Origin of the sequence: Pseudomonas sp. RIT411, from assembly GCF_003057735.2 — a bacterium.
GTDB lineage: Bacteria > Pseudomonadota > Gammaproteobacteria > Pseudomonadales > Pseudomonadaceae > Chryseomonas > Chryseomonas oryzihabitans.
On record NZ_QBIZ02000006.1, the window covers coordinates 47,698 to 70,057 of the forward strand.

The following is a 22,360-nucleotide window of genomic DNA, read 5'->3' on the forward strand; positions in this document are numbered from 1 at the left end:
ACCGGAGCAGGCTCCCGGATTCAGCAGCGCCGAGGCGGGTAACGGCAGTGCCAGGGCCTCTGGCTGAACCCTGAGCCATTGGCGCTGACCAAGATAGGATCGCCAGCGGACCGGCTCTGCCGCCCTGGCCCTCCCAGTGCAGACGGAGCCACCCATGCCCACAGCCTTTCCTCGCCGTTCCCTCCTGGCCGCCGGCCTTTCCCTTGGCCTGCTCGCCGCCGGTACCGCCCAAGCCGACAGCTGGTGCGCCAGCAAGCCGGTCAAGTTCGCCGGGGTGAACTGGGAGAGCGGCATGCTGCTCACCGAACTGATGGGCTTCGTCCTGCAGCACGGCTACGACTGCAAGGTGGATAGCATCCCGGGCAACTCCATCACCCTGGAGCAGGCCCTGGGCAACAACGACATCCAGGTGTTCGCCGAGGAGTGGATCGGCCGCAGCGAGGCCTGGAACAAGGCCGCCGCGGCCGGCAAGGTGGTCGGCGTGGGCGCGCCCATCGAAGGCGCCACCGAAGGCTGGTACGTGCCGCGCTATCTGGTGGAAGGCGAGGGCGCCAAGGCGCCCAAGCTGAAGAGCATCGCCGACCTGGGCCAGTACGCCGAGCTGTTCCGCGATCCGGAAGAGCCGGGCAAGGGCCGCTTCTACAACTGCCCGGCCGGCTGGACCTGCGAGCTGGAAAACACCCAGATGCTGCAGAGCTACGGCCTGAGCGACAAGTACACCAACTTCCGCCCCGGCACCGGTCCGGCGCTGGATGCGGCCATCGTCTCGGCCACCAAGCGCAAGCAGCCGATCCTCACCTATTACTGGTCGCCGACGCCCTTGCTGGGTCGGGTCGACATGGTCCAGCTCAAGCCCCGCGATGGCGAAGCCAAGCGCATCCAGGTGCAGGCCGGCCTCTCCAAGCCCTTCCACGACGGCGCCCCCGAACTGGTGGCCGTGCTGAGTCGGGTCAATGTGCCCATCGAGCTGCTCAACCGCACCCTGGCCGAGCAGGCCGACGCCAAGCAGGACGCCCCCGCCGCCGCCAAGGCGCTGCTCAAGGCCCATCCCGAACTCTGGCAGGCCTGGGTGACCGACGCCGCGGCGCGCAGCAAGATCCAGGCGGCGCTCTAGGATGTTTCCCGAAGGCCTGACCTTTTCCTTCGCCGACGCCGTCAATCGTGGCGTCGACTGGCTGGTGACACGCTACGGCGACGTCTTCCGAACCATCTCCGACACCCTGCTGCAGGCCATCGTCTGGCTCGAGGGCCTGCTGCGCGGCACCCCCTGGTGGGCGCTGTTGCTGATCGTCGCGGCCCTGGCCGCCCACGCCACCCGCCGGGTGCTGCCGACCCTGCTGATCACCGGCCTGCTATTCCTGGTCGGCGCCCTGGGACTGTGGGACAAGCTGATGCAGACCCTGGCCCTGGTGCTGGTGGCTACCGCCATCGCGGTCATCATCGGCGTGCCGCTGGGCATCCTCTGCGCCCGTAGCGCTCGCCTGCGCCTGGTGCTGATGCCGCTCCTGGACATCATGCAGACCATGCCCAGCTTCGTGTACCTGATCCCGGTGCTGATGCTGTTCGGCCTGGGCAAGGTGCCGGCGATCTTCGCCACCGTGATCTATGCCGCGCCACCGCTGATCCGCCTCACCGACCTGGGCATCCGCCAGGTCGATCGCGAGGTCATGGAAGCGGTCAACGCCTTTGGCGCCAGTCGCTGGCAGCAGCTGTTCGGCGTGCAGCTGCCGCTGGCGCTGCCGAGCATCATGGCCGGCATCAACCAGACCACCATGATGGCGCTGTCCATGGTGGTGATTGCCTCCATGATCGGCGCCCGCGGCCTCGGTGAGGAGGTGCTGGTGGGCATCCAGACCCTGGACGTGGGCAAGGGCCTGCAGGCGGGCCTGGCCATCGTCATCCTCGCCGTGGTCATCGACCGCATCACCCAGGCCTATGGCCGCCAGCGACATGAGGTGGAGCGATGAAGATCGTCGTCGAGCGGGTCTCCAAGATCTTTGGCAAGCGCGAACAGGCGGCCCTGGCGCTGCTGCGCGAGGGGCACGACAAGGCCGAGATCCTCGCCCGCACCGGTTGCGTGGTGGGGGTGGACGATCTGTCCCTGGAGATCGCCGAGGGCGAGATCTTCGTCATCATGGGCCTTTCCGGTTCCGGCAAATCGACCCTGGTGCGCCACCTCAACCGGCTGATCGATCCCAGCAGCGGGCGCATCCTCATCGATGGCCAGGACATCCTCCAGCTGCCACTGCCGGCGCTGCGCGAATTGCGCCGCCAGCGCATCAGCATGGTGTTCCAGAGCTTCGGCCTGCTGCCGCATCGGCGAGTGCTGGACAACGTCGCCTACGGTCTCAAGGTGCGCGGCGAGCCCAAGGCGGTCTGCCGCGAACGGGCGCTGCACTGGCTGGAGGTGGTGGGTCTGGCCGGCTACGAGCGCAAATGGCCGCACCAGCTCTCCGGCGGCATGCGCCAGCGCGTTGGCCTGGCCCGCGCCCTGGCGGCCGATACCGAGATCATCCTGATGGACGAGGCCTTTTCCGCCCTCGATCCACTGATCCGCGCCGAGATGCAGGAGCAACTGCTGGAACTGCAACAGCGCCTGCACAAGACCATCGTCTTCATCACCCATGACCTGGACGAGGCCCTGCGCCTGGGCAATCGCATCGCCATCCTGCGTGACGGTCGGCTGGTGCAGGTGGGCACCCCGGCGGACATCCTCGGCCAGCCGGCCGACGACTATGTGGCGCGCTTCGTTCAGCGGCGTACCGCTGCGACAGTTTGAAACAATTGCGGCAGAGGCCTTCACGAGCATTTCACAGATGCGAGGCTCTGATGGTGAGACCTGCGGCCTGACCCTGTCAGGCCTTTCTCTTCCCACTGGAACCGCGCCGCAATGGACTATCTGCTACAACTCGCCGCCGACCCGACCGTCTGGGCTGCTCTCGCCACCTTGATCGTGATGGAAGTGGTGCTGGGCATCGACAACCTCATCTTCATCTCCATCCTGACCAACAAGCTGCCCGCGCACCAACAGCAGAAGGGCCGCCGCATCGGCATCAGCCTGGCGCTGATCCTGCGCCTGGGTCTGCTCGGTACCGTGGCCTGGATCGTCCAGCTCACCGAGCCCATCATCGAGGTGTTCGGCAAGAGCTTTTCCTGGAAGGACCTGATCCTGATCGCCGGTGGCCTGTTCCTGCTGTGGAAGGCGACCAAGGAGATCCACCACAACGTCGATCCCGAGCCCGACAGCGCCCTGAGCAAGGGCGGCGAGACGGCGACCCTGGCCTTCGGTTCGGCCATCGTGCAGATCCTCCTGCTGGACCTGGTGTTCTCGGTGGACAGCATCATCACCGCCGTCGGCATGACCGAGCACCTGCCGGTGATGGTGATCGCGGTGGTGGTGGCGGTGACCGTCATGTTGCTGGCGGCCGACCCCCTGGCCAGGTTCATCAACGACAACCCCACCGTCGTGATGCTGGCGCTGGGCTTCCTGATCATGATCGGCATGACGCTGATCGCCGAAGGTTTCGGCGCCCATGTGCCCAAGGGCTACATCTACGCGGCCATGGCCTTCTCGGCGCTGATCGAGGGCCTGAACATGCTGTCGCGGCGAGCCAAGCGTCGCCAGCAGGCTGCCGGCAGGTGAGGGCAGGGCGTGCCGGAAAAGGCCTTGTTACATTCCGGCACGCCTATTGCTAACAATAACTGGAAAGTCTAGGCACTATCGGTCAAGACCTTTGTCATAGCAGCGTCACACGTGAGGTTTACAACTGAAGTCATGAACATACAAGCCCAAGCCCAGAACGCCATGCATGCCCTCAGCGCCGCTTTCGCGCCGATGAGCTGCGTCATCGACGCGCCCAGCAAGCGTGGTTTTTCCTTCATCGTCGTCAACGAGCATGGCGTGGCCAAGCACACCCGCCGGATCTACCGCGACGAATACAGCAACCCGAGCCGCCTGCAGGCCATCATCGACAGCACCCGCCTGGCCATCGCCGGTTGAGATTCAGCCGGCTCCCGCTCCACCCCTCCCGCTTTACCGTCTGCGCCCCACCCGAGCTACGGGTGTACCGGCGGCAGATAGGCCAACGTTCCCCCCAACAGCCATAGCAGCACCAGCACCAGGGGTGCATGGACCAGCAGCTGTACGAAGGAAAAGCCGACCAGGTCGCGCGCCTTCAGCCCCAGCACGCCCAGCAGCGGCAGCATGTAGAAGGGATTGATCAGATTCGGCAATGCCTCGGCGGCGTTGTAGATCTGCACGGCCCAGCCCAGGTGATACTGCAGGTCGTTGGCCACCTGCATGACGTAGGGCGCCTCGATGATCCACTTGCCCCCGCCCGAGGGGATGAAGAACCCCAGCAGCGCCGAGTAGACGCCCATCAGCAGGGCGAAGGTGTCGTGGGTGGCGATCTGGGTGAAAAATGCTGCGATATGGTGCGCCAGGGTCTGGCCATCGGCGCCATTGACCTTGGTCAGGATGGCGGCGATGGAGCCGTACAGCGGAAACTGGATCAGCACTCCGGTGGTGGCCGGCACGGCGCGGGCCACGGCGTCGAGGAAATGCCGCGGCCGCCAGTACAGCAGGGCGCCCAGGGAGATGAATAGCAGGTTGTAGGTGTTCAGCCCGGAAATGGCCTCGATGGCCGGCTTGCTGGCGAATTCCTGCACCAGCCAGCCCGCGGCCAGGAGCACCAGCAGGATGATCAGGATGGGGCTGTATTCCAGCCATTCGCCTGGACGGGTCGGCTTAGCGGCCGGCTTGGGCGCCGGGGTGACGTCAACGCCACAGGCACGGGCATCGCGCGCGCTGTCCGGTCCGGGCGCGGTGACATAGGCGATCACCGCCGAGACCACCAGCAGCACCAGCAGCAGGGCGCCGGATTGCCAGAGGAACAGCGTCTGGCTGAAGGGAATCACCCCGGTGATGGCGAGGATCGAGGGCGGCAGGCTGGCCGGATTGGCCTGCAGCTGCGCCGCCGACGACGACAGCCCCAGCGCCCAGACCGCGCCCAGGCCCAGGTAGGCCGCGGCGCCGGCGGCGCGATAGTCCATCTTGAGTTCTTCGCGGCGGGCCAGGGCGCGCACCAGCAGGCCGCCGAACACCAGGCTCAGGCCCCAGTTGAGCAGCGAGGCGAGCATGGCCACCAGGGCCACCCAGCACACCGCGCCACGTCCGGTACGGGGCACCCGCGCCAGGCGCTCGATCAGGCGCCCGGCCGGACCGGAACTGGCCACCACATAGCCGCCGATGACCACGAAGGCCATCTGCATGGTGAAGGGAATCAGACTCCAGAAACCGTCGCCAAAGGCCTTGGCGGTCTTGGCCGCCGGCGCGCCCATGCCGAGGGCGGCCAGGGCCACCACGGCCACGGCGAGCACGGCGAACACCCAGGAATCGGGAAACCAGCGCTCGGCCCAGTTGGAACAGGCCAGGGCGAACCGCGCGCTGCGCGAATCGCGGGAGGGGGTTGAGCTCATGGTGGATCCTTTTGTTGTTGTTTTTCGGGGGAACATCAGGCGTAGCGTGGAAAACGGCGCAGCCTTTTCCACGCGGTTGGGGTCATATCGCGGCCATGGGCCGCTCCTACAGTGTGTCCGTATCTGTAGGAGCGGCCCACGGCCGCGATAGGGACTAGCGCCGCTCCACCGCCAGGGCCACGCCCTGGCCACCGCCGATACACAGGGTCGCCAGGCCACGCCGACCGTCGCGCCGACGCAACTCGTGCAGCAGCGTCACCAGCACCCGGCACCCCGAGGCGCCGATGGGGTGGCCCAGGGCGATGGCGCCGCCGTTGACGTTGACCTTCTCGTCATCCCAACCCAGCTCCTGGCCCACGGCCAGGGCCTGGGCGGCGAAGGCTTCGTTGGCCTCGATCAGGTCCAGGTCGCTCAGCTGCCAGCCGGCCTTTTCCAGGGTCTTGCGGGTGGCCGAGACCGGGCCGATGCCCATGATCGCCGGGTCCACCCCGGCGCTGGCATAGGCGGCGATATGGGCCAGCGGCATCAGGCCAAGGGCGGCGGCCCTGGTCGCGCTCATCACCAGCACCGCGGCAGCGCCGTCGTTGAGGCTGGAGGCGTTGCCGGCGGTGACGCTGCCGTCCTTGGCGAAAGCCGGGCGCAACCGGGCCAGGCCCTCGGCGGTGGTATCGGCGCGGATGCCTTCGTCGGTGTCGAACAGCAGCGGCTCGCCCTTGCGCTGGGGGATGGCCACCGGGGTGATCTCCTCGCGGAAACGCCCGGATTCCACCGCCGCCGCGGCGCGCTGCTGGGAGCGGGCGGCGAAGGCATCCTGGGCCTCGCGGCTGATCTGGTACTGCTGCACCAGATTCTCCGCGGTTTGGCCCATGTGGTAGTCGTTGAAGGCATCCCACAGCCCGTCGCTGATCATGGAATCGACCAGCTCGGCATGCCCCAGGCGCAGGCCGCTGCGCACCTTGGGCAGCACATAGGGCGCAAGGCTCATGTTTTCCATGCCACCGGCGATGACGATCTCGGCGTCGCCGCAACGGATCGCCTGGACGGCCAGTTGCACCGCCTTGAGGCCGGAGCCGCAGACCTTGTTCAGGGTCAGGGCTGGCACCTCGTGGGGTAGGCCGGCCTTGACCGCCGCCTGGCGGGCGGGATTCTGGCCGGCGCCGGCGGTGAGCACCTGGCCGAGAATGACTTCATCCACCTCGGCCGGTGCCACGCCGGTTTGCGCCAGCAGGGCGCGGATGACCGTGGCGCCGAGCTCCACCGCGGGTACGTTGGCCAGGGAGCCCTGGAAACTGCCGACCGCGGTGCGGGTGGCGGCGACGATGACGACGTCTTGCATGTTCAGGGTCTCCTCTAGACCTGGATGGGGGCACCGGTGGCGGCGCGCAGTTCATCGAGGCTGACGCCTTCGGCCAGTTCCACCAGCTTGAGGCCGCCTTCGGTCACCTCCAGCACGGCCAGGTCGGTGATGATCAGGTCGACCACGCCGACGCCCGTCAGCGGCAGGTCGCAGGCCGGCAGGATCTTGTGGGCACCCTTGGCGGTGTGCTCCATCAGCACCACCACGCGCTGCACGCCGGCCACCAGGTCCATGGCGCCGCCCATGCCCTTGACCATCTTGCCGGGGATCATCCAGTTGGCCAGATCGCCTTTTTCCGACACCTGCATGGCGCCGAGGATGGCGAGGTTCACGTGGCCGCCGCGGATCATGCCGAAGCTCGCGGCGCTGTCGAAATAGCTGCTGCCAGGCAGGGCGGTGACGGTCTGCTTGCCGGCGTTGATCAGGTCCGGATCGACCGTCTCGGCGGTGGGGAAGGGACCGATGCCGAGCAGGCCGTTTTCCGACTGCAGCCAGACGTCCATGCCGGCGGGGATATAGTTGGCGACGAGGGTCGGCAAGCCGATGCCGAGGTTGACGTAGAAGCCGTCCTGCAGCTCCCGGGCGGCGCGTTGCGCCATCTGTTCGCGGTTCCAGGCCATCTTACTTCTCCTCGCTCAGGGTGCGTTTCTCGATACGTTTCTCGGGGCTGGCGTTGACCACCAGGCGCTGCACGAAGATGCCGGGCAGGTGGATCTGGTCGGGATCCAGCTCGCCGACCTCCACCAGCTCTTCCACCTCGGCCACGCAGACGCGACCGGCCATGGCGCACAGCGGATTGAAGTTGCGCGCGGTCTTGTTGAAGACCAGATTGCCGGCCTTGTCGGCGCGCTGCGCCTTGACCAGGGCCACGTCGGCGGTCAGCGCCAGCTCCATGACATGGGGCTGGCCATTGAAGTCGCGGACCTCCTTGCCCTCGGCCACCAGGGTGCCGTAGCCGGTGCGGGTATAGAACGCCGGGATGCCCGCGCCACCGGCGCGCAGCTTCTCGGCCAGGGTGCCCTGGGGGGTGAATTCCAGCTCCAGTTCGCCGGCCAGGTACTGGCGCTCGAATTCCTTGTTCTCGCCCACGTAGGAGGAAATCATCTTGCGGATCTGCCGGGTCTCCAGCAGCTGGCCGAGGCCGAAGCCGTCCACCCCGGCGTTGTTGCTGATGGCGGTCAGTTCGCGGGCGCCGGTGTCTCTCAGGGCGGCGATCAGCGCCTCGGGAATGCCGCAGAGGCCGAAGCCGCCCACGGCCAGGGTGATGCCGTCGCTGACCAGCCCGTCTAGGGCAGCCGCGGCGTTGGGATAGAGCTTGTTCATTATGGAGATCCTCTTGTCGTTATTGGGCGGTCCAGCCGCCGTCCATGGTCCAGGCGGCGCCCCGTACCTGAGCAGCGGCCTGGCTGCACAGGAACAGCGCCAGTTCGCCCAACTGGTCGGTGGTGACGAATTCCTGCGACGGCTGCTTTTCGCTGAGCAGGTCGCGCCGCGCCTGGTCCGGATCACTGCCACGGCTGTCCAGCTGCTGCTGGATCAGCGGGGTGAGCACGAAACCCGGGCAGAGGGCGTTACAGGTGATGCCGGTGCGGGCGGTCTCCAGGGCGGTGACCCTGGTCAGGCCCACCACGCCATGCTTGGCGGCCACATAGGCGGCCTTGCCGGTGGAGGCCACCAGGCCATGCACTGAAGAGATGTTGATGATGCGACCCCAGTCGCGCTCGCGCATGCCCGGCAGCGCCAGGCGGGTGGTGTGGAACACCGCCGAGAGATTGAGCGCGATCACCGCGTCCCAGCGTTCCACCGGAAAGTCTTCCACCGGCGCCACGTGCTGGATGCCGGCGTTGTTGACCAGGATGTCCACGCCGCCGAAGTCGCGCTGGGCGTAGGCGAAGAGCTCTTCGATCTCCTCCGGCCTGGACAGGTCGGCGCCGTGGAAGCCACTGCGGCCGGTCAGGCTGGCCTGGGCCGCAGCGGGATCGCCGAAGCCGTTGAGGATGAGGGTGGCGCCAGCGGCGGCCAGGCGCTGGGCGATGCCCAGGCCGATGCCGCTGGTGGAGCCGGTGACCAGGGCGGTCTTGCCGGTGAGGTCCATGGCTGTCTCCTTAGACGAGGCCGGTCAGGTAGTAGAGGGCGATGACGAAGAACACCGCCACGGTCTTGATCAGGGTGATCTTGAACACGCCGCCATAGGCTTCGCGGTGGGTCAGGCCGGTCACCGCCAGCAGGGTGATGACCGCGCCGTTGTGCGGCAGGGTGTCCATGCCGCCGCTGGCCATGGCCGCCACCCGGTGCAGCACCTCCAGGGGGATGCCGGCCGCGTTGGCGGCGGCGATGAAGGTGTCGCTCATGGCGGCCAGGGCGATGCTCATGCCACCGGACGCCGAGCCGGTGATGCCGGCCAGCAGGGTCACGCTGACGGCTTCGTTGATCAGCGGATCGGGGATGGCCTTGAGGCCCTGGGCGAACAGCACGAAGCCGGGCAGGGCGGCGATCACCGCGCCGAAGCCGTATTCCGAGGCCGTGTTCATCCCGGCCAGCAGGGCACCGGAGACGGCGGTCTTGCTACCTTCCGCCAGGCGTCCGCGAATGGCGCCGAAGCCGGTCGTCAGCACCAGCAGGATGCCCGCCAGCAGCGCGCCTTCCACCGCCCAGATGCCGGTCAGCTTGGCGACTTCCTGGGTCACCGGTTTGGCCATGCCGGGCAGGGCCAGGTTATGGGTGGCGCCGTACCAGTCGGGAATCCAGCGGGTCAGCAGCAGGTTGAGCACGCCCACCAGCACCAGCGGCGCCAGGGCCAGCCAGGGATTGGGCAGCGGCAGGTCGGCAGCGGTCTCGGGTTCGTTGCGCAGCGGTACGCTGGCATAGCCTTCGCCACTGTTGCGCGCCTTGCGGCGAGCGCTGCCGAGGTAGGCCAGGCCCACGGCGATGACGAACAGCGATCCGGCCAGGCCCAGCCAGGGCGCGGCCCAGGCGGTGGTCTGGAAGAAGCTGGTGGGGATGATGTTCTGGATCTGCGGCGTGCCGGGCAGGGCGTCCATGGTGAAGGAGAAGGCGCCCAGGGCGATGGTCGCCGGGATCAGCCGCTTGGGAATGTCGCTCTGGCGAAACATCTCCGCGGCGAAGGGATAGACGGCGAAGACCACCACGAACAGCGAGACGCCGCCATAGGTGAGCAGGGCGCAGACCGCGACGATCACCGGGATGGCCCGCTCGCGACCGAGCAGACGAATGGCCGCGGCGACGATGGCACGGGAAAAGCCCGACAGCTCGATCAGCTTGCCGAACAGGGCGCCCAGCATGAACACCGGGAAATAGAGTTTGAGAAAGCCTACCATCTTGTCCATGAACACCCCGGTGAAAGCGGGCGCCACGGCGGACGGGTCGGTGAGCAGCACGGCGCCGAGGGCGGCGAGGGGGGCGAAGAGGATGACACTGAAACCCCGGTAGGCGGCGAACATCAGCAGCGCCAGGGCGGCGAGTGCGATCAGGACACTCATGGCTTCTCCTAGAGCTTCGCCTGGGGCGAAGCGGTTCTTGTTGTTATAGGGCGATGCAGAGATCGCCCGAATGCAGGAGCCAGAACCGTGCCAGATTTATAGGTTATTGTTTTGTATGGATTTTTATTTTGATCGCTGCCAATTACCGCCATTTTGTCTCAAAAGCTGGACCCCGTAGGTTGGCTTGAGCGCAGCGAAGCCCAACAACGGCCCGACGCCGGCCATGTTGGGCTTCGACGATAATGCCTTCTCCACCCAGCCTGCGCATGACTCTGTAGGAGCGGCCCATGGCCGCGATTACCAATCCATCGCGGCCATGGGCCGCTCCTACAGGACATTTCTCAATTTATGGATATGTCTCATATTCGAGACATAAGCCCCAGCGCCACCAGCTTCTTGTATAGCGTGGAACGCCCCAACCCAAGGCGCCGGGCGGCTTCGTCCACCTTGCCGCCGCAGGCGGCCAGGGTCGCCTGGAACAATTCCCGGTCGAAGCGCTGGCGCGCTTCGGCGTAGGTTTCGCCGGTAGCGCTCGTCACAGGCTTGGCTGGCAGTTCGGCGGAAACGCCCAGGGCCTCCGCCAGCGCCGCGGCGTCCAGCTGGCTGTCGTCGCCCAGCAGCACCGCGCGCTCCAGCACGTTGCGCAACTCCCGCACATTGCCGGGCCAGGGTTGGCGCTGCAGCAGGGCCAGGCCGTCGGCGGTGAGGTCGGGCGTCGACTGTCCGCCCACCTGCGGCAGCCCGTCGAGGATGGCCTCGGCCAGCACCGCCAGGTCGTCCAGGCGTTCACGCAGCGGCGGGATGCGGATCGGCAGCACGTTGAGGCGGTAATAGAGATCGGCGCGAAAGCGTCCCTCGGCCACGGCGGTCTCCAGGTCGCGGGAGGTGGCGGCGATCATGCGCACGTCGCAGGCCAGCACCTCGTTGGAGCCCAGGGGTTCGTATTCCTTTTCCTGCAGCACCCGCAGCAGCTTGGCCTGCAAGGCCAGGGGCATGTCGCCGATCTCGTCGAGAAACAGGGTGCCGCCCTGGGCGATCTGCAGCTTGCCCGGGCGGGCGCGCCGTTCGGCACCGGTGAAGGCGCCCGGCGCGGTGCCGAAGAATTCCGCTTCCAGCAGGCTTTCCGGGATGGCCGCGGCATTGATGCTGACGAAGGGCCGCCCGGCCCGTGGCGAGGCGCCGTGGATGGCGTGGGCCAGCAACTCCTTGCCGGTGCCGGTCTCGCCCAGCAGCAGCACCGCAGCCTCGCTGGCGGCGGCGCGCCGGGCGCGGCGCTTGACCTCCAGGCTGGCCGGGCCGCTGCCGACGAAGTGGCCGAAGCCATACTTGGCGGTGCGCGCATGCTGCAGCGAGCGCCGCGTGGTGGCCAGTTCCTCCTGGATGCGCAGGTAGCGGGTCACCAGGGGTGCCAGTTGTTGCAACTGATCGAATAGGGCGAAGCCGATGGCGCCGATCAGTTCGCCCTCGTCGGTATGGATCGGCAGGCGCATCACCACCAGCGGTCCGTTGCGGGTCTCCAGCATGTCCAGCAGGATCGGCTGGCCATTGCGCGCCACCTCGCGCAGGAGGCTGTGGGGAATGACCTGTTCCACCGGCTGACCGATGGCGGCGGCGGCATCCGGCAGGCCGAAGTGCTGGGCGTATCTCTGGTTGATCCAGACGATGCGCGCCTCGCGGTCGACGATCACCGTGCCGTTGCTGGTCTGCTCGATGATCTCGAACAGCGAGCGGATCGCCCGCTGGCGGATGTCGGCATAGTCTTCCAGCCCGGGCAGACCCGGCGGGGTGCGGCTCATGGCTTCAGCGCATGGCGCAGCTGGTGCGGGCGCCGCTGGACGATGCGCTCACGCCGCGCGGCGTCCCACTCATGGAAGCCGTGGCCGCTGCGCAGGCCGGTACGGCCGGCGGCCACCTGGTCTTCCAGCAGCTGCAGTGGCGCCTCGTCCCGCGCCAGGGTCGGCCAGAGATGCCGGGCGATGTCGCGAAAGGTATCCAGGCCACCCATGTCCGCCGCTTCCAGCGGACCGACCATGGCATAGCGCCGACCCAGGGAGGCGCGCATCACCCGGTCCACCGTCTCGGCATCCGCCGCGCCGCTCTGCACGATGTGCAGGGCCTCACGCAGCAGGGCGAATTGCAGGCGATTGCCGACGAAGCCGGGAATGGCGCGCTGCAGGACCACGGCTTCCAGTTCCGCGGCTTCCAGCAGTAGGCGCACGGATTCCAGATGGGCGGGCAGGGTGGCCGTGCCGGGCACCAGCTCCACCAGGGGAATGAAGTGCGGTGGATTCCAGAAGTGCGCGATCAGCAGGCGCTCGGGATGGCGCAGGTGCGCGGCCAACTCGTCCGGTGGCAGGCCGCTGGTGTTGCTGGCGATCAGGGCGTCCGGGCGCAGCATGGCTTCGAGCTGGGCATAGAGGCGATGCTTGAGCTCCAGGCGCTCGGGCACGGCTTCGAACAGCAGGTCGCAGTCGGCGAGATCGGCCAGCTCGGTGGTGGTGCTGAGGCGGGCGATGACCGCCTCGGTGTCCACCGCGATGTCGGCTTCTTCCAGCTCGGCGAGCAGGGTGCGCGCGGTGGCGGCCACCTCGGCGAGGCGGGCGGGGTCGACGTCCTGCAGCTGCACGGCATGGCCGTGGCGCGCCAGGTGTACGGCGATGCCGATGCCCATGAGACCGGAACCCAGAACGGCGAGGCGTGGCGTGGTCATGATCTTTTCCTTGTGAGACGGCCGCGGCAACCGTCTCACACTTGACCGCCCCCGGCCAAGGCACCGGGTAGCGCCTTGCACCAAAGACGGGCTCCAGGGACCGGCCGGCGAGGGCGCCCTGGCCTCTGCCATGCCGCTTGGCGGAGCCTGGCACGGCCACTGCTAAGGGTCAGGTACGCCCATCCCGAGGAATGCCTTATGAGCAACGCCGGCAACGACTATCCCCTGAGCGAAGTCCCGCCCCACGCCCGCAAGGGGCTGGCCTCCCTGGCCATGGTGCTGCTGGGCTTCACCTTCTTCACCGCCACCATGTTCGCCGGCGGCAAGCTGGGGGTGGCCTTCGGTTTCACCGACCTGCTGTGGGTGATCGCCCTCGGCAATCTGCTGCTGGGTCTCTATGCTGCCGCCCTCGGCCATATCGCCTGTCGCAGTGGCCTCAACTCGGTGCTGATGGGGCGCTTCGCCTTTGGCGAACGCGGCAGCAAGCTGTGCGACCTCATCCTCGGCTTCACCCAGATCGGCTGGTACGCCTGGGGGACGGCCACCGCTGCCGTGGTGCTGGGCAGGTACTTCGGCCTGGAGCAGGGCGCGGTGCTGGCGCTGATGGCGGTGTTCGGCCTGGGCTTCTGCGCCACCGCCTATATCGGCTACCGCGGCCTGGAGATCCTCTCCTGGATCGCCGTGCCGGCCATGGCGCTGCTGCTGATCCTGTCCATGAGCGTGACCACCGCCAAGGCCGGCGGTCTGGCCGGCCTGCTGGCGATCCAGCCCAGCGCCAGCCTGGACCTGTCCACCGCCATCACCCTGGTGTTCGGCACCTTCGTCAGCGGCGCCACCCAGGCCACCAACTGGACCCGCTTCGCCCGTTCCACCCGGGTGGCGGTGCTGGCCAGCCTGATCGGCTTCTTCATCGGCAACGGCCTGATGGTGCTGATCGGCGCCTATGGCGCCATCGTCTACCAGCAGCCGGACGTGGTGGAGGTGCTGATGCTGCAGGGCTTCGCCACCGCCGCCCTGGCCATGCTGCTGCTCAACATCTGGAGCACCCAGGACAACACCATCTACAACTTCGCCGTGGCCGGCTGCAATCTGGTGCGTACCAGCCGCCGCAAGACGGTGACCCTGGCCGGCGCCCTGATCGGTACCGCCCTGGCCGTGCTGGGCATGTACGACCTGCTGGTGCCCTATCTGGTACTGCTCGGCACGGTGATCCCACCCATCGGCGGGGTGATCGTCGCCGACTTCTGGCTGCGCCATCGCGGGCGCTATCCGCTGCTCGCCGAGGCCCGCCTGCCGCACTACAACTGGCCGGGGCTGGCGGCCTACGGCCTGGGCACCATCGCCGCCTTCGGTTCGCCCTGGGTGGCGCCCCTGGTGGGCATCGGGGTGGCGGCGCTCGGCTATGGCGTGTTCAATGGCCTGAGTCGCGGTCGTCGTGCCGCCGCCCCCGCTTCGCTCTAGGAGATCGACCATGCGCATCCTCAACGCCCGCCTGCGTGACCGCGAAGGCCTGTATGACATCCGCCTCGAAGGCGGACGCATCGCCGCCATCGCCGAGCAGCTCATGCCGCCTGCGGTAGGGCCGGACGACATCGACGCCGCTGGCAACCTGGTGGTGCCGCCCTTCGTCGAGCCGCACATCCACCTCGACGCCACCCTGACCGCCGGTGAGCCGCGCTGGAACATGAGCGGCACCCTGTTCGAAGGCATCGAATGCTGGGGCGAGCGCAAGGCCACCATCACCCAGGAAGACACCAAGACCCGAGCCACGCGCACCATCCGCGCCCTGGCCGCCCACGGCATCCAGCACGTGCGCACCCACGTCGACGTCACAGATCCGTCGCTGGCCGCACTCAAGGCCATGCTGGAGGTACGCGAGGAGACCGGCCACCTGATCGACCTGCAGATCGTCGCCTTTCCCCAGGAGGGCATCGAGTCCTTCAAGAATGGGCGCGAGTTGATGGAGGAATCCATTCGCCTGGGTGCGGATGTGGTCGGCGGCATCCCGCACTTCGAATACACCCGCGACCAGGGCGTGAGCTCGGTGAAATTCCTCATGGACCTGGCCGAGCGCACCGGCTGCCTGGTGGACGTCCATTGCGACGAGACCGACGATCCCCATTCGCGCTTTCTCGAGGTGCTGGCCGAAGAGGCACGCAGCCGCGGCATGGGTTCGCGGGTCACCGCCAGCCACACCACCGCCATGGGCTCCTACGACAACGCCTACTGCGCCAAGCTGTTCCGCCTGCTGACCCACGCCGGCATCAACTTCATCTCCTGCCCGACCGAGAGCATCCATCTGCAGGGCCGCTTCGACACCTTTCCCAAGCGCCGCGGGGTGACCCGGGTCAACGAGTTGCTGGAGGCCGGCCTCAACGTCTGCTTCGCCCAGGATTCCATCGTTGATCCCTGGTATCCGCTGGGCAACGGCAACATCCTGCGCGTGCTGGAAGCGGGGTTGCACATCTGCCACATGCTCGGCTATCGCAACCTGCAATCGGCGCTGGACCTGGTCACGGTCAACAGCGCCAAGGCCCTGTGCCTGGGCGATCGCTACGGCCTGGAGGAGGGGCGACCGGCCAACCTGCTGGTGCTCTCCGCTGACAGCGACTACGAGATGGTCCGCAGTCAGGGCCTGCCGCTGTACTCCATCCGTAACGGCAAGGTGCTGATGCAGCGCCGACCGGCACAGGTGGAACTGGCGGATCGGTAACGGTGGCGGTCCGCCGATGCGGACAGGCTTGTGCCGGTCGCCTGCGATTTTCAGGGCTAGCAAAGATCTGATTTTCACTCGGACAGAGCCCCCTCTCCCTCTGGGAGAGGGATGGGGTGAGGGTACGCCTCATGCCGCGGTCCCCTGTGGAAAAGGCTGCGCCGTTTTCCACGCTACGGTGCTGCGATTTTCAGGGCTGGCAAAGATCTGATTATCACTCGGACAAAGCCCCCTCTCCCGCTGGGAGAGGGCTGGGGTGAGGGCGCGCCTCATGCCGCAGTCCCCGGTGGAAAAGGCTGCGCCGTTTTCCACGCTACGACGCTGATCCTTGGTCGAAAATCCCCCTCTCCCTTTGGGAGAGGGTTGGGGTGAGGGCGCGCCCCATGCCGACGTCCCCGGTGGAAAAGGCTGCGCCGTTTTCCACGCTAAGGCGCTGATCGCGGCCATGGGCCGCTCCTGCAGGGGAATCGGAATCCGTAGGAGCGGCCCATGGCCGCGATCGGCGTCCCCCGGCAACAGCGGATCGCCATAACCGCAACCAACATTACCCATGTCGCGTCCCATCGCGTCGGGCTTCGCTGGTGCTCAATTCAACCTGTGAATCCTACCGCCCACTCTCGGCGAAATCCCGCAGCGCCGCGCCATCCAGGCGATAGCGCACCCATTCGCTCTGGGCCTCGGCGCCCAGGCTTTCGTAGAAGTCGATGGCCGGGGTGTTCCAGTCCAGCACGCTCCATTCCAGGCGGCCGCAGTCGTTGGCCACCGCTTCCCGGGCCAGTTCGCGCAGCAGGCCCTTGCCCAGGCCGGTGCCGCGGGCGCTGGGGCTCACATAGAGGTCTTCCAGGTAGATGCCGTTGCGGCCCAGCCAGGTGGAATAGCTGTAGAAATACACGGCATAGCCCACCACCACGCCGTCGTGCTCGGCGACCAGCGCCCGGGTCGGGGTGTCGGCGGCGAACAGCGTCGCCTCGATCTGGGCCGGACTGGCCAGCACCTCGTGGACGGCCTTTTCATAGTCGGCCAGTTCGACGATCAGTTCGTGGATGCGGGTGGCGTCTTCGCGGCGGGCGGGGCGGATCTGGGAGGTCATGGGGTCCTTGGCTAGGTCGCGGGGCGGCGGCGACCTCAGGAGGGCACCACGGCCCGATTGGCGGACCCGGACAGCATGGCGGCGACCTGCGCGGCCAACTGGTCCAGGGTAAAGGGCTTGGTCATCAGCTCCATGTTACCACCCAGGAAGGAAGTCCTACTGAGGGCGCCCTCGGCGTAGCCGGTGAGGAACAGCACCGGCAGCCGCGGCCTGAGCTGCTGGATGACCTCCGCCAGCTGGCGACCATTGAGGCCCGGCAGACCGACGTCGGTCACCAGCAGGTCCAGCTGCGGGATCTGATCCAGCAGACGCAGCGCGGCCTTGCCCTCGGCCGCGCTCCAGACCCGATAGCCCAGGGCTTGCAGCGCCTCCTGATTGACCAGCCGTACCGCATCGTCGTCTTCCACCAGGAGGATGGTCTGGCCGGCACCCTGGACGAGCTCCGCCGGCTCGGCGCGCTGCGGCTCGCGGCGCTGTTCCGCCGTGGGCAGATAGACGCACACCCGGGTTCCGCTGGCGTCACTGGCGAGGGTCAGGCGGCCATTGCTCTGCCGGGCGAAGCCATAGACCATCGACAGCCCCAGACCGGTGCCCTGGCCTTGGGGCTTGGTGGTGAAGAAGGGCTCGAGCACCTTGTCCAGCAGGCGCTCCGGAATGCCGGTTCCGCTGTCCCGCACCTCGATGCAGACATAGTCTCCTGGAGGCAGCGCCTCGTCTTCGGCCGCCGGCTCGGTGACCGTCACCGGATAGGTCGCCAGGGTGACGATGCCGCCATCCGGCATGGCATCGCGGGCATTGATCACCAGGTTGAGGAGGGCATTCTCCAGCTGGTTGGCGTCGGCCAGGATCCAGGGCGCCGCCGGGTCCAGTTCCAGCGTCACCGAGATCTGCTCGCTCACGGTGCCCTGCAGCAGATCCTGCAGCGCCAGGATCAGGTCGTTGGCCGACATCGGGCGCGATTCCAGCGATTGCCTGCGCGAGAAGGCCAGCAACCGCTGGGTGAGCGCCGCCGCCCGATGCGCCGAGTGCTGCGCCGCCTCCATGTAGCGCTCCAGGCCGGCAAGTTGCCCCTTGTTCTTGATCTTCATGAGGTCCAGGGCGCCCAGCACCCCGGTGAGCATGTTGTTGAAGTCATGGGCGATGCCGCCGGTGAGCTGGCCGACCGCTTCCATCTTCAGCGACTGACGCAGCTGCTCTTCGGCGCGACTGCGTTCGGCGGTTTCCCGCTGCAATTCGCTGAGGGTAAGCGCCAGGGTACGGGTGCGCTCCTCGACCTGGACTTCCAGTTCTTCGTTGAAGCGGCGCAAGGCCAGTTCCGCCCGTTTCTCCTCGCTGATATCGGCGATCACCGTAGTCGCACCGATGATCTGCTGGCCGGCGTCGTGAAGCGGCACCGCGCTCACCCGCAGCCAGGATTCCTCGCCGGTGGCACTGGTGTGATAGAAGTCCTGCCCCTTGACCCGCTCGCCACCCAGCGCCCGAGCGCCCGGGAAACGTTCGGGCGGCAGCAGCCGGCCATTGCTGTCGAGCGCGGTCCAGCGCGCCACTTCCTGCGGTTGCTGGGACGGAATGCGCTGACCCGGCACGTACTGCTCATAGAAGGGATTGCTGACCAGGGTGCGGCCCTGGGCATCCATGAAGCACACCCCCACCGGCAGGTTCTCCAGCAGCGTCTGCAGGCGTTCGCGCTCCTGGGCGAGTTCGGCGAGACGGTCGCGCATCTCGAACTGGCGCAGTCGCGACCGCCAGGCGGCGGCCACGCTGCTCAGCAGGGAGGCCCCACTCAGGGGCCGCTCCAGGATGACCAGATTGGTGGCGGCCGCGGGCAGCTGACGACGCAGGAGATCGTTGCCGCGGCCCGAGCGTTTGGAGTCGGAAGCCAGCAGCACCAGCGGGATGTCCGACCAGGTCGGCTGGCGCTCCAAGGCCTGCGCCAGAGCGTTCAGCTCCTGGCGCAGAGCCTCCTCGGTAAACACGATGATGCCCGTCTCGTCGCCCAGCGCGGCTGCAACCTCGTTGAGCGTGGACAGGTAGCGCGTGTGATAGCCCTGGGTGAAGAGTCGCTGCAGGCTGGCGGCATCGCCCCGGAGCGGGGCACAGATGATCAGCTCGCAGGAAGACGTCTTGGTCTCGGTCAATCGCGCTCTTCCATCAGGGGTTGCTTGGCACCGAAGTACTCCGGGGTGCCGGTCAGCACGCCGCGGAAGTCCACCAGGGGCTGACCCACCCGGATGCCCCGGGTATCGATGCGCAATTCCCGAATCGCGTCCTCGTGGCCGCCACCGCGGTGCTTGAGGATGGAAATGGCCTTGCGCAGTCGGCCCTGGGCCTCGAAGAAACGGATCAGCACCACGGTATCGGCGATGTAGGAGATGTCGAGGCTGGAGGTCATCGTCCCGACCAGACCGTGCTGCGGATTGATGAGAAAGGTCACCACCCCGGACTGACTCAGGTAGGAAAGCAACTCGTGCATCTGCAGGATCAGGTGTTGCTCCTGGGGCATGGCGGCGAGGTAGCCGTTGAGGCTGTCCATGACCAGCAGTCGGCAGTCGTTCTCATCGACATCCCGCCGTACGCGCCAGGCGAATTCGCCGGGAGACAGTTCGGCCGGATCGATCTGGTGGACCACCAGCAGACCCTCGTCGATATAGCGATGGAGCGGCATACCCATGCTTTCCGCGCGCTTGAGCAGGGTGCCGATACGCTCGTCGAATTCATAGACGGCGCACCTTTCGCCGCGCGCGCAGGCCGCGGTGACATATTGCAGGGCCAGGGTCGTCTTGCCGGTACCGGCCGGGCCGGTGATCAGGGTGCTGGTGCCGCGCAGGGGGCCACCATGCAGCAGCGCATCCATGTCCGCGATGTTGCTGGGCACGGGCTGGCCCGCGAAATCCTGGTAGCGCCCTGCGGCGATCATGCGCGGATAGATCTCCAGGCCGCCGCGGCGCAGGACGAAGTCGTGATAGCCGGCGATGAAGTCCACGCCACGCAACTTCTGGATCTGCAGGCGCCGGCGGGCGGCGCCGAAGTCCAGGGTCAGGCGCTCCAGGGTCAGCACCCCGTGGCAGAGGCTGTGCAGATGATTGTCGCGCTCGCCCCCACTGGCGGTCAGATCGTCCACCAGCAACACGGTCAGGCCGCGCCCGGCGAAGAATTGCTTGAGCGCAAGCACCTGGCGGCGATAGCGCAAGGGATCCTGGGCCAGCAGGCGCATCTCCGACAGGCTGTCGAACACCAGGCGGCGCGGCTGGAGTTCGTCGACGCGGGCCTGGATCAGCTCGATGGTGTCACCCAGTTCGGACTCCCAGGGATGCAGGATGGTCTGCTCCTGCGCACCGCCGAGCACGGCATCGGCGGCGGACAGCTCGAACAGGTGCACGCCGTCCAGGCTCCAGCCGTGGGACTCGGCCACGCACCGCAGCTCTTCGCTGGTCTCCGACAGGGTGATATAGAGCACCGACTCGCCCTGGCGGACGCCTTCGAAGAGAAACTGCAAGCCCAGGGTCGTCTTGCCCGAACCTGGGGTGCCCTCCAGCAGGTAGAGCCGATCCTTGGGTAGACCGCCGCGCAGGACCTGATCCAGGCCGGCATTGCCTGTCGCGATAATGGACGCGCTAGAAGAATTCATGGATGGCCAAACCTCGCGGCGTCGGAAACGAAGAGCACGGAAAACATGCGGCGCAGACGGCTGCTGGAGCAGGGGCGCTGTGCGTTACGCTGAGGTGAAGGGAGCGATGGAGCTGCGTTGGAACCATGCAGCGGAAAAAACGGAGGGCGCGATCCGCGCCCCGTTAATCGTCAGTCTAATCGTGTCGCCGGTCCAAGGCCACTCCGACCCATCGACACGGCCCGGCCCCGGCCCCGGCGCGGGTAAGAGCGCTCGCACCCTCAGGCGATCCCGTTGGGTCCGTCCAGCACCCGGCGAATCTTGCGCGCAAGATCGTTGGGGATATAGGGCTTGGAGATCACATCGAATTCCGAACCGCCGATGTCGGTGCGCTCCAGCGAATTCTCGGCGTAGCCAGTGGTGAGCAGTATCTTCATCGCCGGATGCAGGCGTTTCACCTCGCGCGCCAGCATCACGCCATTCATGCCGCCCGGCATGATCAGGTCGGTGAACACCAGGTCGAATGGCTGCTCCTCTTCGCGCAGCAGGCGCAGGGCTTCGCTGGCATTGAAGGCGATCCGCGCGGTGTAGCCATAGTCTTCCAGCACCAGCTTGGCCAGTTCGGCCACGTCCGGACGGTCTTCCACCACCAGGATGCGCTCGGTCCCGCTGCGACGCTCCGAGCGCTGCTCGGCCTGTTGCTGGGTGACATGGCTGTCATCCACCGGGAAGTACAGGCGCAGGGTGGTGCCGACGTCTTCCTCCGAATAGATGCGCACCGTGCCGCCGGATTGCTTGGCGAAGCCATAGACCATCGATAGGCCCAGGCCGGAGCCCTTGCCTTCCTCCTTGGTGGTGAAGAAGGGATCCATCACCCGATCGCGGATGCTGGCCGGCATGCCGTGGCCGTTGTCGGTGATCGCCAGGCTGACATAGCGCCCGGGCATCAGGCCGTCATAGGACATGTTCGCCAGCTCGCGCACCTCGACGTTGCGCGTCTCGATGCCCACGCTGGGCTGCGGGCAATCCGCCAGGGCGTCGCGGGCGTTGATCAGGATATTGAGCAGCGCCACCTCGGCCTGGGTGGGATCGATGCGGCAGTTCCACAGCTCGGGGTCCAGCTGGGTGCGGATTTCCACGTCGCCCAGGGTCCGCTCCGCCAGCTCATGAGAGGTGCGGATCAGGTTGTTGAGGTTGAGTACCCGGCCTTCGAGCTTCTGCTTGCGGGAAAAGGCCAGCAGCTGCTGGGTGAGGGTACTGGCGCGCTCCGCCGCCGACTTGGCGTGGGTGGCGCTGCGCACGATGCGTTCCTGGTCGAAGCTGGGCTTTTCCGCAGTGCGCTGGATGATGTCGATATAGCCCATCATCACCTGCAGCAGATTGTTGAAGTCGTGGGCGATGCCGCCGGTGAGCTGGCCTAGCGCCTCCATCTTCTGCGCCTGGCGCAGGGCGTCCTCGGCGTCGCGCCGCCGGCTGACATCCAGCTGGGACGCGAAGTAGTAGGTCAGCTCGCCCGCGTCGTTGTACACCGGCGAGACGAACAGCGCATTCCAGAAGGTCGAGCCGTCCTTGCGGTAGTTGATGATCTCCACCGAGATCTCGCGCTCCTGCTCCACCGCCTCGCGAATCTGGCCGACCACCGAACGATCCGTCTCCGGTCCCTGCAGGAAGCGGCAGTTGCGCCCCAGCAACTCGTCCACCTGGTAGCCGGTCATGTCGGTGAAGGCGTTGTTGGCGAAGATGATCGGGTTGTCCGGCTGCTTGGGATCGGTCACCAGCATCGGCATCCGCGTGGTTTCCACCGCGGCAAAGAAGATGTTCTTGCCCTCGTGCGAAACATCGCTGGTAGCGGAATTGTCGACCCGCGCCTTGCGGGAGGGGGGCTGTCGGCTCACGGAGGCGGGG

19 protein-coding genes are annotated in these 22,360 nt (G+C 67.0%); 7 read left to right on the forward strand and 12 right to left on the reverse strand.

All coding sequences use genetic code 11. The annotated features are described in order from the left end of the window. Positions 1-154 precede the first annotated feature (154 nt). The 5 genes from DBY63_RS10620 (at position 155) to DBY63_RS10640 (ending at position 4,000) form a co-directional block, all read left to right on the forward strand. Positions 155-1,114: an ABC transporter substrate-binding protein gene (locus tag DBY63_RS10620; RefSeq protein ID WP_108581900.1), complete on the forward strand. Its 960-nt coding sequence runs from the start codon at positions 155-157 to the stop codon at positions 1,112-1,114. A gap of 1 nt (position 1,115) precedes the next feature. Continuing rightward, a complete protein-coding gene (locus tag DBY63_RS10625; protein ID WP_027597557.1) occupies positions 1,116-1,967 on the forward strand; it encodes a proline/glycine betaine ABC transporter permease in 852 nt (283 codons plus the stop codon). Beyond that, positions 1,964-2,779, forward strand: coding sequence for a glycine betaine/L-proline ABC transporter ATP-binding protein (locus tag DBY63_RS10630; protein ID WP_007159039.1), 816 nt, complete (start codon positions 1,964-1,966; stop codon positions 2,777-2,779). Before DBY63_RS10625 ends, DBY63_RS10630 begins: the two co-directional genes overlap by 4 nt. A gap of 111 nt (positions 2,780-2,890) precedes the next feature. Beyond that, the gene (locus DBY63_RS10635) at positions 2,891-3,643 is read left to right on the forward strand and encodes a TerC family protein (protein ID WP_108581901.1); all 753 of its coding nucleotides are present in this window, start codon (positions 2,891-2,893) and stop codon (positions 3,641-3,643) included. A gap of 132 nt (positions 3,644-3,775) precedes the next feature. Then, positions 3,776-4,000, forward strand: a complete 225-nt coding sequence (locus tag DBY63_RS10640) for a hypothetical protein (RefSeq protein WP_007159037.1) — start codon at positions 3,776-3,778, stop codon at positions 3,998-4,000. A 56-nt stretch (positions 4,001-4,056) separates the two neighbouring features. Here the strand turns inward: DBY63_RS10640 and DBY63_RS10645 are convergent, their stop codons facing one another. The 8 genes from DBY63_RS10645 to DBY63_RS10680 form a co-directional block, all read right to left on the reverse strand. Then, positions 4,057-5,478, reverse strand: coding sequence for a TIGR00366 family protein (locus DBY63_RS10645; protein ID WP_108581902.1), 1,422 nt, complete (start codon positions 5,476-5,478; stop codon positions 4,057-4,059). Positions 5,479-5,632: 154 nt separating this feature from the next. Next, on the reverse strand, positions 5,633-6,814 hold the full coding sequence (locus DBY63_RS10650; RefSeq protein ID WP_108581903.1) for an acetyl-CoA C-acetyltransferase: 1,182 nt from the start codon (positions 6,812-6,814) through the stop codon (positions 5,633-5,635). A gap of 14 nt (positions 6,815-6,828) precedes the next feature. Continuing rightward, complete coding sequence (locus tag DBY63_RS10655) at positions 6,829-7,455, reverse strand: CoA transferase subunit B (protein ID WP_108581904.1); 627 nt, start codon at positions 7,453-7,455, stop codon at positions 6,829-6,831. A 1-nt stretch (position 7,456) separates the two neighbouring features. Continuing rightward, complete coding sequence (locus tag DBY63_RS10660; protein ID WP_007162850.1) at positions 7,457-8,158, reverse strand: CoA transferase subunit A; 702 nt, start codon at positions 8,156-8,158, stop codon at positions 7,457-7,459. Positions 8,159-8,177: 19 nt separating this feature from the next. Then, complete coding sequence (locus DBY63_RS10665) at positions 8,178-8,930, reverse strand: 3-hydroxybutyrate dehydrogenase (protein ID WP_108581905.1); 753 nt, start codon at positions 8,928-8,930, stop codon at positions 8,178-8,180. A gap of 10 nt (positions 8,931-8,940) precedes the next feature. After that, the gene (locus DBY63_RS10670) at positions 8,941-10,335 is read right to left on the reverse strand and encodes a GntP family permease (RefSeq protein ID WP_044341387.1); all 1,395 of its coding nucleotides are present in this window, start codon (positions 10,333-10,335) and stop codon (positions 8,941-8,943) included. A 359-nt stretch (positions 10,336-10,694) separates the two neighbouring features. Beyond that, positions 10,695-12,131: a sigma 54-interacting transcriptional regulator gene (locus tag DBY63_RS10675; RefSeq protein ID WP_108581906.1), complete on the reverse strand. Its 1,437-nt coding sequence runs from the start codon at positions 12,129-12,131 to the stop codon at positions 10,695-10,697. After that, on the reverse strand, positions 12,128-13,045 hold the full coding sequence (locus DBY63_RS10680; protein ID WP_108581907.1) for a 3-hydroxyacyl-CoA dehydrogenase family protein: 918 nt from the start codon (positions 13,043-13,045) through the stop codon (positions 12,128-12,130). Before DBY63_RS10680 ends, DBY63_RS10675 begins: the two co-directional genes overlap by 4 nt. 198 nt (positions 13,046-13,243) lie before the next feature. Here DBY63_RS10680 and codB point away from each other — a divergent pair, with 198 nt between their 5' ends. Together codB and codA are read left to right on the forward strand one after the other, a co-directional pair. Continuing rightward, positions 13,244-14,506 (forward strand): cytosine permease, encoded by a 1,263-nt coding sequence (gene codB, locus DBY63_RS10685; protein ID WP_027602796.1) that lies wholly within the window; start codon positions 13,244-13,246, stop codon positions 14,504-14,506. 10 nt (positions 14,507-14,516) lie between these two features. Further along, positions 14,517-15,758, forward strand: a complete 1,242-nt coding sequence (gene codA, locus DBY63_RS10690; protein WP_042135569.1) for a cytosine deaminase — start codon at positions 14,517-14,519, stop codon at positions 15,756-15,758. A gap of 604 nt (positions 15,759-16,362) precedes the next feature. Here the strand turns inward: codA and DBY63_RS10695 are convergent. The 4 genes from DBY63_RS10695 to DBY63_RS10710 all read right to left on the reverse strand — a co-directional run bounded on the left by DBY63_RS10695 (position 16,363) and on the right by DBY63_RS10710 (position 22,350). Beyond that, the gene (locus tag DBY63_RS10695) at positions 16,363-16,848 is read right to left on the reverse strand and encodes a GNAT family N-acetyltransferase (RefSeq protein WP_108581908.1); all 486 of its coding nucleotides are present in this window, start codon (positions 16,846-16,848) and stop codon (positions 16,363-16,365) included. Positions 16,849-16,883: 35 nt separating this feature from the next. Continuing rightward, positions 16,884-18,986 carry an ATP-binding protein gene (locus tag DBY63_RS10700; RefSeq protein ID WP_108581909.1) on the reverse strand — a complete coding sequence of 701 codons (2,103 nt, stop codon included), beginning with the start codon at positions 18,984-18,986 and terminating at the stop codon, positions 16,884-16,886. Further along, positions 18,983-20,476 carry an ATPase domain-containing protein gene (locus DBY63_RS10705; RefSeq protein WP_108581910.1) on the reverse strand — a complete coding sequence of 498 codons (1,494 nt, stop codon included), beginning with the start codon at positions 20,474-20,476 and terminating at the stop codon, positions 18,983-18,985. Before DBY63_RS10705 ends, DBY63_RS10700 begins: the two co-directional genes overlap by 4 nt. A gap of 260 nt (positions 20,477-20,736) precedes the next feature. Continuing rightward, positions 20,737-22,350 (reverse strand): histidine kinase famiy protein, encoded by a 1,614-nt coding sequence (locus DBY63_RS10710; protein WP_108581911.1) that lies wholly within the window; start codon positions 22,348-22,350, stop codon positions 20,737-20,739. Positions 22,351-22,360: the final 10 nt, after the last annotated feature.